Origin of the sequence: Metapseudomonas resinovorans DSM 21078 (assembly GCF_000423545.1) — a bacterium.
GTDB classification, from domain to species: domain Bacteria; phylum Pseudomonadota; class Gammaproteobacteria; order Pseudomonadales; family Pseudomonadaceae; genus Metapseudomonas; species Metapseudomonas resinovorans.
This window is the reverse complement of record NZ_AUIE01000014.1, coordinates 66,553-81,850: the sequence shown is the minus strand read 5'-3', so window position 1 is coordinate 81,850 and position 15,298 is coordinate 66,553. Positions and strand designations below refer to the sequence as shown.

Below are 15,298 nucleotides of genomic sequence, written 5' to 3'. Positions count from 1 at the left end.
CGGTTTCGTTTTGTAGGGGGCGCTTGTCCTTTTTGTTGGGGCGAATTTATTCGCCCCAACAAGATCACACGTTGGCGTGGGTATCGACCACCAGCGTCAGTCGCGCTATGAATCCGTCGTCGTCCTCGACCAGTTCGGCAATTGACTGTTCGCCCTGCTGGCGGCGGAAGACGTAGTCCTGCTCCAGCGGTGTCCAGTCCTGGTCGGGGTGGGAGTAGGGCGGTTTCGCCATCGCCGGGCGGATCACCGCTTCGGGGAAGTACAGCTGGCCGGTGTGGATATCCCGCTCACTAAGATGCACCTTCAGGTGCACATGGTTGGTCCGGCCGGGGTAATAACCCGGGAGGATGCTGCGAAACTCCGCGCGGCCGTCGTCGTCGGTGATCTGTACACCACGCAAGTAGCGGCTTCTCGAGTCGCTCCCGACGCCCGAATAGGCGCCTTGTGCATCGCAATGCCAGATCTCCAGGGCGGCGTCGCCCAAGGGGCGGCACCCGTCCAGTTGCAGCACCTCGAACTGAAGCCGCAAGGCGGTGCCTGGTTTGCCGTCCGTGATGTCCTGGCGCAACAGCGCATCTTCCAGATAGAAGGGCCCGGCGGTCTGTACCGGGCTGAGACGGCAGGCCCTGGTGCTGTCGGACTGGCTGAATCGCGGCCAGCTCAGCAACACCAGGCCGCCGAGACCGAATTGCATCAGTTGGCGGCGGGTGGGATGCACGGAGACGATCCTCTGCAGAGAGTCGGGACATCTCTTTCAGCCTAGACCTGGCGCGAAACGCATGCCGCGCCCATCGGTCGCGGTCAATGCGGATGCTTTCCCTTATCTTTCTCGATTGCTGGGTGTATCTTTGGCGCCCCGTAGTCCGGCCCGACAGAGGCCGGTTCGATTAGCCGATGGGACAGCCCCGTTCTTCCCCTGAGGAGCCTGACCCCATGTCGTTCACCCGCAGACAGATTCTCGGTGGCCTGGTTGGCCTCGGTGTGGTCAGCCTCGGTGCCGGCGGCGCCCGCTATTGGCTCGGCCGCACGCTGGATGCCAGGACCCACGACTATGAGCTGATCGCCGCACCGCTCGATCTAGAGCTGGTCGCCGGTCATTCCACTCCGGCCTGGGCCTACGGCGGCCAGGCGCCGGGCGTCGAACTGCGCTCGCGCCAGGGCGACTGGCTGCGAGTGCGCTTCATCAACAAGCTCGATGAGCCCACCACCATCCACTGGCATGGCATTCGCCTGCCGCTCGAGATGGACGGCGTCCCCTATGTGTCGCAGTTGCCGGTCCTGCCTGGCGAGTACTTCGACTACCGCTTCAAGACCGATGACGCCGGCAGCTTCTGGTATCACCCGCACCTGTCCAGCGCGCACCAATTGGGGCGCGGCCTGGTTGGTCCGCTGATCGTCGAGGAGCGTGAGCCCAGTGGCTTCAAGCACGAGAAGGTGCTTAGCCTGAAGACCTGGCATGTCGACCAGGAAGGCGCCTTCACCGCCTTCAGCGTCCCCCGCGAGGCCGCCCGTGAAGGCACTCGTGGCCGTCTGACCACCATCAACGGCAAGCCGCTTCCAACCGTGGAGCTGCCAGCCGGCCAGGTGGTGCGTCTTCGCTTGCTGAACCTGGACAACACCGTTACCTACCGGCTCAACCTGCCGGGGGCCGAGGTGCGTATCTATTCCCTGGATGGTCACCCCGTGGAGCCCCGCGACCTGGGCAAGGAATACTGGCTTGGGCCTGGCATGCGTATCGAACTCGCCATCAAGGTGCCGGCAGAAGGCACCGAACTGCCGTTGCGCAATGGCCCGCTGCGTCTGGCGACGCTAAAGAGCGTGGCCAGCAACGAGGCGCCCGGCGACTGGCCGGCACCGCTACCGGCCAACCCGGTACCCGAGCCCGACCTGGAAAAGGCCCAGGTGCTGCGTTTCAACTTCGAGTGGGCTGCCACCCTGGCCAGCGCGGCCGGAAGGCCGAGCAACTACTGGCAAATCAACGGCAAGGCCTGGGACATCGACGACAAGACCTGCGCCGACCGCCCGATCGCCAAGCTGAAGAAAGACGGCCACTACATCTTCGAGCTGCGCAACATGGCTCAGTACCTGCACCCCATCCATCTCCATGGCATGGCCTTCAAGGTGCTGGACTCGGACCGCAAGACCATCATTCCGTACTTCACCGACACCTACCTGCTGGGCAAGAACGAGACCGCGCGCATCGCGCTGGTCGCGGAGAACCCGGGGGTGTGGATGTTCCACTGCCACGTCATCGACCATATGGAAACCGGCCTGATGGCCGCCATCGAGGTTGTCTGAACTGACCATGCGCCAGCCCCAGATCATCGACCGCAGCCGCGACGAACACTTCATGCGTGAGGCCCTTGCCCTGGCCCAGCAGGGTGCGGCGCTGGGCGAGGTGCCGGTGGGGGCGGTGCTGGTCAAGGATGGCGAGATCGTCGGGCGCGGCTTCAACTGCCCGATTTCCGGCCATGACCCCAGTGCCCATGCCGAGATGGTGGCAGTACGTGACGCTGCTAGCCGTCTTGAGAACTACCGCCTGGTCGGCAGTACCCTCTACGTCACCCTGGAGCCGTGCAGCATGTGCGCGGGGCTCATCGTCCACTCGCGGATCACCCGCGTCGTCTACGGCGCCACCGAGCCCAAGGCCGGCGTAGTGGCCAGCCGCGGCCAGTTCTTCAATCAGGAATTCCTCAACCACCGGGTACTGGTGGAGGGGGGCGTGCTGGCGCAGGAATGCAGCGAGATGCTCTCAGCGTTCTTCCAGGCGCGCCGAGCGGCACGCAAGGACGGCGGCTCCCAGGTGTAGCTGAAGCCAGTCATGCCGAGTCGTTGCGGGGTGTCGTTGGGGTTCGCTTCGCTCTCGCGGAACGCCGCCCGCACCAACCTGCGGGGGTGGCTCAGAGTTTCTCGTCCTGCTGGTTTTCCGGCGGGCGGGTCTTGTTGATGCCTGGCAGGTGGCTGGCGTTTTCAGCCAGTTGGCTGCCTTCCATCTGCGGCTGGGTCACCCAGGTGAGGATGTCGTAGTAGCGGCGGATGTTCTGTACGAAGTGCACCGTCTCGCCACCGCGGGCATAGCCGTAGCGAGTCTTGCGGTACCACTGCTTCTGCGACAGACGCGGCAGCATTTTCTTTACGTCGAGCCACTTGTTCGGGTTCAGGCCCTCGGCCGCGGCCAGCTTGCGCGCGTCACCCAGGTGGGCGATGCCGATGTTGTAGGCGGCCAGGGCGAACCAGGTACGGTCCGGTTCCTTGAGGTCCTCGGAGAGACCGTTCTTGATCAGGGTGAAGTACTTGCCGCCGCCGTGGATGCTCTGCTGGGCACTCAGGCGGTTGGACACGCCCATGGCCTTGGCGGTGTTCTCGGTCAGCATCATCAGGCCGCGCACGCCGGTCTTGGAAGTGGCGGTGGGCTGCCAGAGGGATTCCTGGTAGCCGATGGCGGCCAGCAGGCGCCAGTCCACATCATTCTTCTGCGAGGCCAGGCGGAAGTGCTGCTCGTACTTGGGCAGGCGCTGCTGCAGGTGCTTGGCGAAGGTGTAGGCACCCACATAGCCGAGTACGTCGACGTGGCCGTAGTAGCGATCCTTCAACCGCTGCAGGGTGCCGTCCTTGCGGGCCTTGTCGAGGAAGGCGTTGACCTCGTTGTAGAGGCTGTCGTCCTCGCCCGGCGGCATGGCCCAGGCCAGGCTGGTGGTGTCGCCCAGGTCGAAGGCGACGCGCACATTGGGAAAATAGACCTGGTTCATCGCCAGTTCGTTGGAGTCCACCAGGGTCAGGTCGATCTGACCTTCGTCGACCATGCGCAGCAGGTCGACCATTTCCACCTCGTCCGATTCCTCGTATTTCAGTCCGGGCAAGGTGGCTTTCAGCTTGGCAAGCTGCTCGGCGTGGCTGCTGCCCTTGAGCACCAGGATGCGCCGGCCGACCAGGTCGTCGGGGCGGGTAGGGCGGCGTTCGCCGTTGCGGTAGATGACCTGGGGGGTGACGTCCAGGTAAGAATGGGAGAAGCGCACTTCGTTCTTGCGCGCCTCGCTGGCCACCAGGCCGGCGGCTGCCAGCACAGGACCATTGGCCTGGCCCAGCCGGGAGAAGACGTCGTCCAGCTTGTCGGCGGTCTCGATCTTGAGTTCGACGCCCAGGTCGTCGGCGAAGCGCTTGACCAGCTCGTACTCGAAGCCGGTTTCGCCATTGCGATCTTGGAAGTAGGTGGCCGGGCTGTTGCGGGTGATCACGCGTAGAACACCCTCCTCCTGAACGCGCTCGAGGGTGGTGGGCTGTTTGCAGCCGACGAGCATCAGGAGGAATCCGGTAGCCAGGGCCCAGAAAGCCCGACGTGTGCCGAACACGTGTTGATTTAGCATCCACGGAGTATACGCAAAGGCTGGCGGACGCCATATCTCGACAGAGGGCATCTTCTCTGCTAGCTCTCGGGCGACGCGAGGCACCTTCAGAGGTGCCGGAAAGCGGCGCTTTGCGCTAGAATGCACGGCCTCCAAGCACACCCCTTCCCCAGAGGCTGTCCCGAAGATGTTGATCCTGCGCGGTGCTCCCGCCCTTTCCGCTTTTCGCCACGGCAAACTGCTCGAGCAACTGACCCAGAAGGTCCCCGCCGTCAGCGGACTCTACGCCGAGTTCACCCACTTCGCCGAAGTGATTGGCGTACTCAGCGGGGAGGAAGAGCAAGTCCTGGCTCGCCTGCTCAAGTACGGCCCCAGCGTTCCGGTGCAGGAGCCTCGCGGCCGCCTGTTCCTGGTCGTGCCGCGCTTCGGCACCATCTCGCCCTGGTCGAGCAAGGCCACTGACATTGCCCGCAACTGCGGCCTGGCCAAGATCGAGCGCCTGGAGCGCGGTATCGCCTACTACGTGGCCGGTGAGTTCAGCGACGCCGACGCGCAACTGATCGCCAGCAGCCTGCATGACCGCATGACCCAACTGGTGCTGGCCGGCCAGGAAGAGGCCGCCAGCCTGTTCAGCCATGCCCAGCCCAAGCCGCTGACCGTGGTCGACATCCTTGGCGGCGGCCGCGCCGCGCTGGAGAAGGCCAACGTCGAACTGGGCCTGGCGCTTGCCGAAGACGAAATCGACTACCTGGTGAAGAGCTTCAACGATCTGGGTCGCAACCCCCACGACGTCGAGCTGATGATGTTCGCCCAGGCGAACTCCGAGCACTGCCGCCACAAGATCTTCAATGCCAGCTGGGACATCGACGGCCAGGCGCAAGAGAAGAGCCTGTTCGGCATGATCAAGAACACCTACGAGATGCACCGTGAAGGCGTGCTGTCCGCGTACAAGGACAACGCTTCGGTGATCGTGGGCTCCACCGCCGGCCGCTTCTTCCCGGACCCGGCGACCCGCCAGTACGGCGCGACCCAGGAGCCCGTGCACATCCTGATGAAGGTGGAAACCCACAACCACCCGACGGCCATCGCGCCCTTCCCCGGCGCCTCCACCGGCTCCGGCGGCGAGATCCGCGACGAAGGTGCCACCGGTCGCGGCGCCAAGCCGAAGGCCGGCCTGACCGGGTTCACCGTTTCCAACCTGCAGATCCCCGGTTTCGAGCAGCCTTGGGAGAAGCCCTACGGCAAACCCGAGCGCATCGTCACCCCGCTGGACATCATGATCGAAGGCCCGCTGGGCGGTGCCGCGTTCAACAACGAGTTCGGCCGTCCGGCCCTGACCGGCTATTTCCGTACCTTCGAGCAGGCCATCGACACCCCTCACGGTGAAGAAGTCCGCGGCTACCACAAGCCGATCATGCTCGCTGGCGGCATGGGCAATATCCGCGCCGAGCACGTGCAGAAAGGCGAAATCTCCGTCGGTGCCAAGCTGATCGTCCTCGGCGGCCCGGCCATGCTCATCGGCCTTGGCGGTGGTGCCGCTTCCTCCATGGCTACCGGTTCCAGCTCCGCCGACCTGGACTTCGCCTCGGTGCAGCGCGACAACCCGGAAATGGAGCGTCGTTGCCAGGAAGTGATCGACCGCTGCTGGCAGCTGGGTTCGGAAAACCCCATCAAGTTCATCCACGACGTGGGTGCCGGCGGCATCTCCAACGCCCTGCCGGAACTGATCAACGACGGTGGCCGTGGCGGCCGCTTCGAACTGCGCGCCGTACCGAACGACGAGCCGGGCATGAGCCCGCTGGAAATCTGGTGCAACGAGTCCCAGGAGCGTTACGTGCTCTCCGTGGACGCAGCCGACTTCGAGCGTTTCAAGGCCATCTGCGAACGCGAGCGTTGCCCCTTCGCCGTGGTCGGCGAGGCCATCGAGGAGCCTCACCTGACCGTGGCCGATAGCCACTTCGGCAACAATCCGGTGGACATGCCGCTCGAGGTCCTGCTCGGCAAGCCGCCGCGCATGCACCGCTCGGTCAGCCGTGAAGCGGAGCTGGGCGATGACTTCGCCGCTGCCGAACTGGACATCGACGAAGCCGTCAGCCGCGTGCTGCGTCACCCGGCCGTGGCCAGCAAGAACTTCCTGATCACCATTGGCGACCGCACCATCACCGGTCTGGTGGCGCGCGACCAGATGGTCGGCCCCTGGCAGGTTCCGGTAGCCGACTGCGCCGTTACCGCCACCAGCTTCGACGTCTACACCGGCGAAGCCATGGCCATGGGCGAGCGCACCCCGCTGGCCCTGTTGAACGCCCCCGCATCCGGCCGCATGGCCATCGGCGAGACCGTCACCAACCTGGCTGCCTCGAAGATCGAGAAGCTGGGCGACATCAAGCTTTCCGCCAACTGGATGGCCGCCGCTGGTCACCCGGGTGAAGACGCTCGCTTGTACGACACCGTCAAGGCTGTGGGCATGGAACTGTGCCCGGCGCTGGGCATCACCATCCCGGTGGGCAAGGACTCCATGTCCATGAAGACCCGCTGGCAGGATGAAGGTGCGGACAAGTCCGTCACCTCGCCGCTGTCGCTGATCGTCACCGGTTTCGCCCCGGTCAGCGATGTGCGCAAGACCCTGACCCCGCAACTGCGCCTGGACAAGGGCGAGACCGACCTGATCCTGGTTGACCTCGGCCGTGGCCAGGACCGCATGGGTGGCTCCATCCTCGCCCAGGTCTATAGCAAGCTCGGCCAGCAGGTGCCGGACGTCGACGACGCCGAAGACCTGAAAGCCTTCTTCGCCGTGATCCAGGGCCTGAACGCCGATGGCCACCTGCTGGCCTACCACGACCGCTCCGACGGCGGCCTGCTGGCCACCGTGCTGGAAATGGCCTTTGCCGGTCACTGCGGCCTGGACCTCTACCTCGACGCCCTGGCCGACAACCGTGAGGGCGTGGCCGCCGTGCTGTTCAACGAGGAACTGGGCGCGGTCATCCAGGTTCGCCAGGACGCCACGCCGGAAGTGCTGGCCCAGTTCAGCGCCGCCGGCCTCGGAGACTGCGTCGCGGTGATTGGCCAGCCGGTCAATGGCGCCAACGTTGCCATCAGCTTCAATGGCGAGGCCGTGTTCGGCGGCGAGCGCCGCATGCTTCAGCGTCAGTGGTCGGAGACCAGCTACAACATCCAGCGTCTGCGCGATAACGCCGACTGCGCCGACCAGGAATTCGACGCGCTGCTGGAAGAAGACAACCCGGGCCTGAGCGTCAAGCTCAGCTTCGACGTCAACCAGGACATCGCCGCGCCCTACATCAAGAAGGGCGCACGTCCGCAAGTGGCGATCCTCCGCGAGCAGGGCGTCAACGGCCAGGTGGAAATGGCTGCCGCGTTCGATCGCGCCGGCTTCGCTGCCATCGACGTGCACATGAGCGACATCCTGGCCGGCCGCGTCAGCCTGGAAGACTTCAAGGGCCTGGTGGCCTGCGGTGGTTTCTCCTACGGCGACGTGCTCGGCGCTGGCGAGGGCTGGGCCAAGTCGATCCTCTTCAACAGCCGCGCACGTGATGGCTTCCAGGCCTTCTTCGAGCGCAAGGACAGCTTCGCCCTCGGTGTGTGCAACGGTTGCCAGATGATGTCCAACCTGCACGAGCTGATCCCCGGCACCGAGTTCTGGCCGCACTTCGTGCGCAACCGCTCGGAGCAGTTCGAAGCCCGTGTGGCGATGGTTCAGGTGCAGGAGTCGTCCTCGATCTTCCTGCGCGGCATGGCCGGTTCGCGCTTGCCCATCGCTATCGCCCACGGCGAAGGCCATGCTGAGTTCGAGAGCGAAGAAGCTCTGTTGGAAGCCGACCTGTCCGGTTGCGTATCCCTGCGCTTCGTCGACACCCACGGCAAGGTCACCGAAACCTACCCAGCCAACCCCAACGGCTCGCCGCGTGGCATCACTGGCCTTACCAGCCGCGACGGTCGCGTGACCATCATGATGCCGCACCCGGAGCGCGTGTTCCGTGCCGTGCAGAACTCCTGGCGCCCGGACGAGTGGCAGGAAGACGGCGGCTGGATGCGCATGTTCCGCAACGCCCGCGTCTGGGTGGATTAACAGCGGCCGAAGGCCGGAGTGGGTGCTTTTTGGCCCACTCGGACATCGACAGCGAAAGGCGGGAGAAGGCAATCTTCTCCCGCCTTTTCGTTTCCGAGCCCAGTCCATGCCGGACCCGATACTTCCTGAAGTCCGCTTGCTGCAACCCGGCGATCGATGCCGCCTCTGCCGCTGTGGCCACTCGGTACAGCTACCCGATTGTCCCTCCGACTGCCCCGATGGCCTCATCCTGATTGCACCCCGCGAGCAGCGCCTGCTGCTGTGCCGTTGCGGCCAGTCCGCGCGCCTGCCCTGGTGCGATGGCAGCCACAGCCCGCCCACATCTGGCTTGGCTAAACGCTGGCGGCGCTTCTGGAAAGGTGAGTAGGGCGTCACCTTTATCGCCAGACGCACTATCTCCTGCAGAACACTTTTCCGCGCGATATGTCCAACGTGGCGTATGTGAACGGTGCCTCGGTAAAATGAGGTCAAAGTGCCATCATTTATGGCAATGTTTCCGGGCATGAACCGTTGTCGGACCCACGCGGAGAACTTGATGTACAAGCTGTGCTTCTACGTTCCAGAGAGCCATCTGGAGCCGGTTAAAAAAGCCGTTTTCGCAGCCGGCGGCGGGCGTATCGGCGCCTATGACAGCTGCTGCTGGCAGGCACTTGGCCAGGGCCAGTTCCGTCCCCTGGAGGGCAGCAATCCCTACCTGGGGCAGGCCGGAATCGTCGAACAGGTCGCCGAATGGAAGGTGGAGATGGTGGTCGCCGACGAGCAGATCCACGATGCGGTCAAGGCGTTGAAGAAGGCACACCCCTATGAGACGCCGGCCTTCGAAGTCTGGCGACTGTCCGACCTGGTGTTCTGATCAGCGAAACGCCGCCCTGAACGCCCCTGGCGTGCCGCCAATCGCGGCGCGGAAGCGATTGCTGAAGTGGCTGGCGCTGGCGAAGCCGCAGGCCAGGGCGATTTCCCCCAGCGGCAGCTCGGTATCCCGCAGCAGCTTGCGCGCCCGCTCCAGGCGGCGCGCCAGCACGTACTGGTGCGGCGGCATACCGAAGCTCTCGCGGAACATTCGCGCGAAGTGATACTCCGACAGCGCCGAGAAGGTCGCCAGCTCGCCCAGGCTGATGGGTTCGGCCAGGCGGTTCTCGATGCAGTCCACCAGGCGTCTGCGCAGCGCCGGCGCCAGCCCGCCCTTCAGGCGTAAACCCTCACGCATCCCGGCCTGGGTCAGCAGGCTGTGGTGGATCATTTCGTGGGCCAGGCTGGTGGCCCGCAGGCGTTCGCCGGGCTCGTTCCAGTCCAGGTTGATCAACTGATGGAAGTTTCGCGCCTGCTGCGGGTCGTCGAGGAAGGTCCGCTCGCGCAACTGCAGCTCTCGGGGTTCGCGATCCAGCAGGGTCACCGCCGTCTCGGCGAAATGCTCGGCACTGAAGTAGAGGTGCGCCAGGCGGATTTCGCCATTGATCACCCAGGAGGATTCATGGCCGGCGGGCAGGATGCACAGCTTGTCTGGCGCGCCTTTGGTGTCCGGGCGCTCGCGGCGGAAGGTGCCGGTGCCGCCGGCCAGGTAACAGGACAGGGTGTGGACCTTCGGCCCCTGGTAGTCCCTCGCGTCGTGATGGTTGCTCCACAAGGCTGCGCCCAGGCCATCGCCCAGCTCCGCACTGTGCTCGAGGCGAGCATGGGGCGAACTGCTGAGGGACTGGAAGACCTGGTTCTGTTCGAGTAGCGACATGGGAAGAACGGTCGGTGTGCGAATGGGGTTCATCCTAGCGCGCGGGCGTGGGGGCGGGCAGCTCTCCGACGAGATAAGCGCAAGTTTGTGCAAGCGGGTCGAAGGGGGCGGGCGGAGACTGGCCGCATCGAAACCGGAGTCGCCGAGATGAACCTGTCCCTTTACCTGCTCACTGTCCTGATCTGGGGCACCACCTGGATCGCCATCAAACTGCAGATGGGCAGCGTCGCCATTCCCGCCTCCATCGCCTATCGCTTCGCCCTTGCAGCCGCCGTGCTCTTCGCCGTCCTGTTGCTCAGTCGCAGGCTGCAGAAGCTCGACGGCCGCGCCCAGATGATCTGCCTGGCCCAGGGCCTGTGCCTGTTCTGCATCAACTTCATGTGCTTCTACACCGCCAGCCAGTGGATACCCAGCGGGCTGATCGCGGTGGTGTTCTCCACGGCAACGTTGTGGAACGCACTCAATGCGCGAATCTTCTTCGGCCAACGCATCGCCCCCAACGTACTCGCCGGTGGCGGCCTCGGCCTGCTGGGCCTGGGACTGCTGTTCTGGCCCGAGCTTTCGCACCATACCGCCAGCCGCGAGACCCTGATCGGCCTTGGGCTGGCCCTGCTCGGCACCCTGTGCTTCTCCGCCGGCAACATGCTCTCCAGCCTGCAGCAGAAGTCCGGGCTCAAGCCGCTCACCACCAACGCCTGGGGCATGCTCTATGGCGCCCTCTTGCTCAGTGCCTGGTGCCTGGTCAGCGGCACGCCCTTCGACATGGAGTGGAACACCCGCTACGTCGGCTCGCTGCTTTACCTGGCGATTCCCGGCTCGGTCATTGGTTTCACCGCCTACCTGACTCTCGTGGGGCGCATGGGGCCCGAGCGCGCTGCCTACTGCACCGTGCTGTTCCCGGTGGTGGCGCTGAACATCTCGGCCTTCGTCGAAGGCTATCAGTGGACCCCTCCAGCCCTGTTCGGCCTGGCCCTGGTGATGGCCGGCAACGTGCTGGTGTTCCGCAAGTCCAAGGCTTCGGTGGCCGCTCCGCCCCTGGGGAGCCGCGCATGAGCCAGCGCGTGGTGCGCAGCCGCGAGTTCACCGCCGAGCGTGCCTGGGGTGCGTTGGACATCACCAACCTCGACGGCACCACGGTGCGCCTGCACTGGACCGACCAGCCGTACATCTGGCACGTCAATGACGGCAGCGAAGTCTTCGTGGTGCTCGATGGCGAGGTGGAGATGCGCTACCGCGAAGGCGGCGAGGAGCATGCGGTGCTGCTGGGCGTCGGTGACCTGTTCCATGCCGGCCCCGGCTGCGAGCACGTGGCCCACCCGCGTGGGGCGGCGCGCATCCTGGTGGTGGAGCGCGAGGGCAGCATCTGACGCGGGCTCAGCCGCGCACTGCCCGCGCCAGTCGCCCCGGCGTGTAGCCGTAGGCGCGGGTGAAATGGCGGTTGAGGTGGCTCTGGTCGGCGAAGCCACAGGCCAGGGCGGCCTGTACCGGGGCCTCGCCCGCCAGCAACTGGCGGTGGGCCTTCTGCAACTGGCGTTGCAGGCGGTAGGCGTGAGGCGGCAGGGCGGTGACCGCCTTGAAGGCCCGCAGGAAGTGATGAGGGCTGACGCCGGCTTCCCGCGCCAGCTCGGTGAGGCTGGCAGCCACCTCCGGCGCTTCGTCCAGGCGCTGGATGGCGCGGGCCACGGCGCCCGTGGGCAGGCGCGGGCGGTAGCTGCGCCGGTCCTCCAGTAGCGCACCCAGCACCTGCAGCAGCTCCTGCTCGGCCACGTCCCACCAGGGTTCTTCGGCCGGCCCGGTGAGGGCAGCGTGCAAGGCGAGGAAGGACTGCCGCGCGGCGCTGCAGGGCAGCACCGGGTGGGCCAGTTCGCAGCCCGGGCTCTGCTCGAGCAGCCCCGCCACGCGGGCGATCAGGGCGCTGTCGAAATAGAGCATGCGCCAACTGCGCGGGCCGTCCGCCACGGGGCGACCGTCGTGCACTTCGTTGGGGTTCACCGAGATCAGGCAGCCCGGCTCGGCGCGCACGTTGCCGCGTCCGCTGGCGGAATCCTGGGCGCCGTGGAGGATGACGCCGATGCCGAATCCGTCGTGGGTGTGGCGGCCGAAGGCACGCTGCGAGGTGGCCTCCACCGCCAGCACGCCGGCCAGATGGCTGGGTTGGATGTCGAATGCTTCGGTGAGCGTCCTGCCGGTCATGTGCGCCTCCCGGTCGTGTGCGAGGCCGCAGTATAGCCAGGGAGGGCAGGTGCCCCGACAAATCAATTTCGTTCAAGAACCCGCGCGGCGGATGCCCCTGAATAGGCCCTCGCAATCCAGCGAGACGGTATTCGGGAGGTCGGGGTGTCGAGACGTGCGCAAGGCTATCTGCTGCTTTCACTGGCGATGATGACGGTGGGCACCACGGTCATCGCGTCCAAGGTCCTGGCCGGCAGCGTGCCGCCGTTCCAGGCGACCGCCCTGCGCTTCGCCCTGGCCCTGCCGGTGCTGCTGTGGCTGCTGTGGCGCCAGGGTGGGTTATGGCCGCGCCTGGGGGCGGGAGACCGGGCCTTGCTGGTGCTCCAGGCTGCGGCCGGCAGCGTGGGCTACACGGTGCTGCTGGTGATCGGTCTGGCCCACCTGCCGGCGGCAGACGCCGGGGTGATCATCGGCACGCTGCCGGCGGTTTCCGCGCTGTTCTCGGTGCTGGTGCTGGGGGAGCGACCGGGGCTGCGGCAGGTGGCCAGCGTAGCGCTGGCCACCCTCGGGGTGGTGGCGGTGGCCTGGAAGGCCAATGGGCCGAGCAGCGGGTTCGGGATGCTCTGCGTGTTCGGGGCAGTGCTGTGCGAGAGCGCATTCATCCTGCTCAACAAGCGGATGCGCCAGCCGCTGGGGGCGGTGCAGCAGGCTACCGCCATGGTCGCCCTGGGGTTGCTGGTGTCGGCGCCGCTGGCCCTGTTCGAGGGACCGCTGGCCTGGCCTTTGCCCGCGTCGCTGGCCGCGCTGGCGTGGTACGCCTGGGTGCCGACGGCGGCGGGCTTCCTGCTTTGGTACGCCGGCTCGTCGCGGGTCAGCGGCGGCGAGGCGGCCACCTTCACGGCAGTGGCCCCGCTCACGGCGGTGGCGCTGGCTGCCGTGTTGCTGGGCGAGCCGCTGGGGCTGTCCCAGGGGCTGGGCGTGGCGGCGGTGATCCTGGCGATCCTGGTGCTGGCGCTGCCGGTCGGGTGGCGCCGGGGCTAGCCGCTGGCCTCGTCGGCCTTCTTCGCCCCGCGCAGGTTCATTGCCGTCAGGCACAGCTGCAGGATGATCAGCGCCCAGGCATGGGCGTGCAGGCCCACGGCGATCCACAGGGCATTGCTGGCCAGAAACACCCAGAAGCCGATGTGCCGCCGGGCCGGTGTCTGCGAGCCGATCAGCCAGACGGCGGCCATGGTGACCAGCATGGCCGGCATTGCAGCAGGTCGAGGTCGTCCATCGAATCCCCCTTGTTCTCCCTTTTTAGTGAGGCGGGGAGGGCGACGGTTCCAACGTTTTTTGGGGCTCCAGGGGTCGGCTGAAGAACAGCGCGACTTCCTCGGGCGGGGTGTCGCGCGGGTCGTAGAGCACGGTGTTCAGCCCGCTGAAGGCGAAGCCGGACTTCAGGTAGAAGCCGATGGCCGGGTGATTGCTGCTCTGGGTCTCCAGCCACAGGCAGCGCGCGCCGCTAGCACGGGCGAAGTCCACGGCCTGCTCCAGCAGCCGCCGGCCCAGCCCCTGGCCCTTGTGGGCCGGTGCGACGAACAGCGCGCTGAGTTCGGCGCTGCGGTTCCAGCCTTCCAGCCGCACGCAGGCGAACCCTGCCAGGCTGCCGTCATCGGTCTCGGCGGCCAGGGCGAAGTCGGCGTCCTCCACATCCTCGGCGAACCCTTCGGCGTCGTAGCGCTTGCGGAAGGGCTCCGCGTGGCGTTCCTCCACCAGTACGAAGCCGAGTCCTTGCCGCTCCACGCGGTAGAGCAGGTGGGTGTCATAGCCGGCATCGAAGGCGCTCAGGGCCTCGGCGTCGCGGGGCAGTTCAAGGGGGCGTAGGTGCATGGTGAACATTCCGTCCTCGAATACGGGGTGCGTGATCTCCGACGAGGACTTCAACCCTGTCGAGTTCCGCATGAAGAACTCGCAATGAGACCAGTTCGAACAACTGGGGCTCGATGGTGCCTTCTACCGTCATGTAGGCATGGCACCCGGTGAGCATCGCAGTAGCCAATATCGGTATGGCCCTGGTGATGGCCGGTAACGTACTGGTGTTCCGCAAGCCCAAGCCGGTCGTACCGGTGGCTGCAACGGCGGGTCGCTAGCGTAACCGGGCGAATATCCGCTCCGACAGCAGCAATGCGGCTAACACCGGATAGCACAGGTAATGGACCAGGAACAGCAGGACGCCCATCGGGCTGGGCGTATCCTGCAATGCCATCATGGCCAGCAGACCGAGGTAGAGCACGCCGAGGATGCCGCCGTAGCCGAGCACGATGCGCCAGCGTTCGCCCGGCGCCGGTGCGCGTTGCTGGATGAAGCGGAAGGCCAGGGCCAGCAGCGTGGCCGTTGCAGTGGCGATCAGCAGGGTGGCGAAGATCCCGCCGATCTTCACGAAACTGCGCAGCAACAGGTTCAGGACGATGGCCAGGGCCACGCCGCCGACGGCGTAGCGCAAGGGGAGTGACATGGTCGTTTCTCGTTGCGGAGGTGGGGAAACTGTAGCCGGATGCGATCCGGAAGTGGCGACCTGCGCAGTTTCGCGGATTTCATCCGGGCTACAAGAAAAAATTCCGCGTCCACCTGTAACGCCAGCGGACGAGCGTTCTCTACCTCTATGTCCGGCGCAGCAAGCCGGCCAAAGACAACCATCCCGAGGATGCACAAAATGACTACCAAGACTTCCACCACCACCGCTGCTGGCGTCGCCCTGGCCCTCGCCGCTGCCGGTCTGTTTGCCAGCCTGCCGACCCAGGTCATGGCCGAAGAAGCGATGGTGCACTGCTACGGCATCAATGCCTGCAAAGGTCAGAACGACTGCAAGACCGCTAACAACTCGTGCAAGGGACAGGGTGCCTGTAAAGGCCAGGGCTTCAAGAGCACCACGCTGGCTGAGTGCAATTCCGCCGGCGGCAAGGTCGGTCCCTGATGAGGCTGGGGTGGCCT

At 65.8% G+C, this 15,298-nt stretch carries 16 protein-coding genes and 1 pseudogene; 10 read left to right on the top strand and 7 right to left on the bottom strand.

The genetic code is table 11. From position 1 onward, the window contains the following. Positions 1 to 64: 64 nt before the first annotated feature. Positions 65 to 718 carry an intradiol ring-cleavage dioxygenase gene (locus G559_RS0113025; RefSeq protein ID WP_028628634.1) on the bottom strand — a complete coding sequence of 218 codons (654 nt, stop codon included), beginning with the start codon at positions 716 to 718 and terminating at the stop codon, positions 65 to 67. Between the two features lie 215 nt (positions 719 to 933). Between G559_RS0113025 and G559_RS0113020 the strand changes: the two genes are divergently transcribed. Next, the gene (locus G559_RS0113020; protein ID WP_028628633.1) at positions 934 to 2,298 is read left to right on the top strand and encodes a multicopper oxidase family protein; all 1,365 of its coding nucleotides are present in this window, start codon (positions 934 to 936) and stop codon (positions 2,296 to 2,298) included. Positions 2,299 to 2,305: 7 nt separating this feature from the next. Then, positions 2,306 to 2,809, top strand: a complete 504-nt coding sequence (tadA, locus tag G559_RS0113015; RefSeq protein WP_028628632.1) for a tRNA adenosine(34) deaminase TadA — start codon at positions 2,306 to 2,308, stop codon at positions 2,807 to 2,809. Positions 2,810 to 2,900: 91 nt separating this feature from the next. Here tadA and mltF read toward each other — a convergent pair whose 3' ends face one another. Continuing rightward, the gene (gene mltF / locus G559_RS0113010; RefSeq protein WP_028628631.1) at positions 2,901 to 4,364 is read right to left on the bottom strand and encodes a membrane-bound lytic murein transglycosylase MltF; all 1,464 of its coding nucleotides are present in this window, start codon (positions 4,362 to 4,364) and stop codon (positions 2,901 to 2,903) included. Between the two features lie 166 nt (positions 4,365 to 4,530). Here mltF and purL point away from each other — a divergent pair, with 166 nt between their 5' ends. The 3 genes from purL (at position 4,531) to G559_RS0113000 (ending at position 9,280) form a co-directional block, all read left to right on the top strand. Then, positions 4,531 to 8,427, top strand: coding sequence for a phosphoribosylformylglycinamidine synthase (gene purL / locus G559_RS0113005; protein ID WP_028628630.1), 3,897 nt, complete (start codon positions 4,531 to 4,533; stop codon positions 8,425 to 8,427). A gap of 106 nt (positions 8,428 to 8,533) precedes the next feature. Next, positions 8,534 to 8,794, top strand: coding sequence for a CDGSH iron-sulfur domain-containing protein (locus tag G559_RS31275; protein WP_081668060.1), 261 nt, complete (start codon positions 8,534 to 8,536; stop codon positions 8,792 to 8,794). Between the two features lie 168 nt (positions 8,795 to 8,962). Further along, positions 8,963 to 9,280 (top strand): Nif3-like dinuclear metal center hexameric protein, encoded by a 318-nt coding sequence (locus G559_RS0113000; RefSeq protein ID WP_028628629.1) that lies wholly within the window; start codon positions 8,963 to 8,965, stop codon positions 9,278 to 9,280. Here G559_RS0113000 and G559_RS0112995 read toward each other — a convergent pair whose 3' ends face one another. Further along, positions 9,281 to 10,153, bottom strand: coding sequence for a helix-turn-helix domain-containing protein (locus G559_RS0112995; protein WP_028628628.1), 873 nt, complete (start codon positions 10,151 to 10,153; stop codon positions 9,281 to 9,283). A gap of 147 nt (positions 10,154 to 10,300) precedes the next feature. On the opposite strand from G559_RS0112995, the gene G559_RS0112990 reads away from it, so the two are divergent. Both G559_RS0112990 and G559_RS0112985 read left to right on the top strand, forming a co-directional pair. Continuing rightward, positions 10,301 to 11,206: a DMT family transporter gene (locus tag G559_RS0112990; RefSeq protein ID WP_028628627.1), complete on the top strand. Its 906-nt coding sequence runs from the start codon at positions 10,301 to 10,303 to the stop codon at positions 11,204 to 11,206. Next, complete coding sequence (locus tag G559_RS0112985) at positions 11,203 to 11,520, top strand: cupin domain-containing protein (protein WP_028628626.1); 318 nt, start codon at positions 11,203 to 11,205, stop codon at positions 11,518 to 11,520. Before G559_RS0112990 ends, G559_RS0112985 begins: the two co-directional genes overlap by 4 nt. A 7-nt stretch (positions 11,521 to 11,527) precedes the next feature. Here G559_RS0112985 and G559_RS0112980 read toward each other — a convergent pair whose 3' ends face one another. Then, a complete protein-coding gene (locus G559_RS0112980) occupies positions 11,528 to 12,346 on the bottom strand; it encodes a helix-turn-helix transcriptional regulator (protein WP_036997373.1) in 819 nt (272 codons plus the stop codon). A 144-nt stretch (positions 12,347 to 12,490) separates the two neighbouring features. Between G559_RS0112980 and G559_RS0112975 the strand changes: the two genes are divergently transcribed. Then, positions 12,491 to 13,366: a DMT family transporter gene (locus G559_RS0112975; protein ID WP_028628624.1), complete on the top strand. Its 876-nt coding sequence runs from the start codon at positions 12,491 to 12,493 to the stop codon at positions 13,364 to 13,366. Here G559_RS0112975 and G559_RS0112970 read toward each other — a convergent pair. Then, on the bottom strand, positions 13,363 to 13,578 hold the full coding sequence (locus G559_RS0112970) for a hypothetical protein (RefSeq protein WP_028628623.1): 216 nt from the start codon (positions 13,576 to 13,578) through the stop codon (positions 13,363 to 13,365). The two genes, G559_RS0112975 and G559_RS0112970, sit on opposite strands and share 4 nt — an antisense overlap. Before the next feature lie 46 nt (positions 13,579 to 13,624). Continuing rightward, complete coding sequence (locus tag G559_RS28955) at positions 13,625 to 14,197, bottom strand: GNAT family N-acetyltransferase (protein ID WP_051246653.1); 573 nt, start codon at positions 14,195 to 14,197, stop codon at positions 13,625 to 13,627. Positions 14,198 to 14,361: 164 nt separating this feature from the next. On the opposite strand from G559_RS28955, the pseudogene G559_RS31270 reads away from it, so the two are divergent. Next, positions 14,362 to 14,457: pseudogene (locus G559_RS31270) on the top strand (EamA family transporter); the annotation flags it as partial. On the opposite strand, the gene G559_RS0112955 reads toward G559_RS31270, so the two are convergent. After that, entirely contained in the window at positions 14,454 to 14,822 is a 369-nt protein-coding gene (locus G559_RS0112955) for a hypothetical protein (RefSeq protein ID WP_028628622.1), read from the bottom strand. The pseudogene G559_RS31270 and the gene G559_RS0112955 overlap by 4 nt on opposite strands. A 198-nt stretch (positions 14,823 to 15,020) precedes the next feature. On the opposite strand from G559_RS0112955, the gene bufA2 reads away from it, so the two are divergent. Next, a complete protein-coding gene (gene bufA2, locus G559_RS0112950) occupies positions 15,021 to 15,281 on the top strand; it encodes a BufA2 family periplasmic bufferin-type metallophore (RefSeq protein ID WP_028628621.1) in 261 nt (86 codons plus the stop codon). The last annotated feature ends 17 nt before the right edge of the window (positions 15,282 to 15,298 follow it).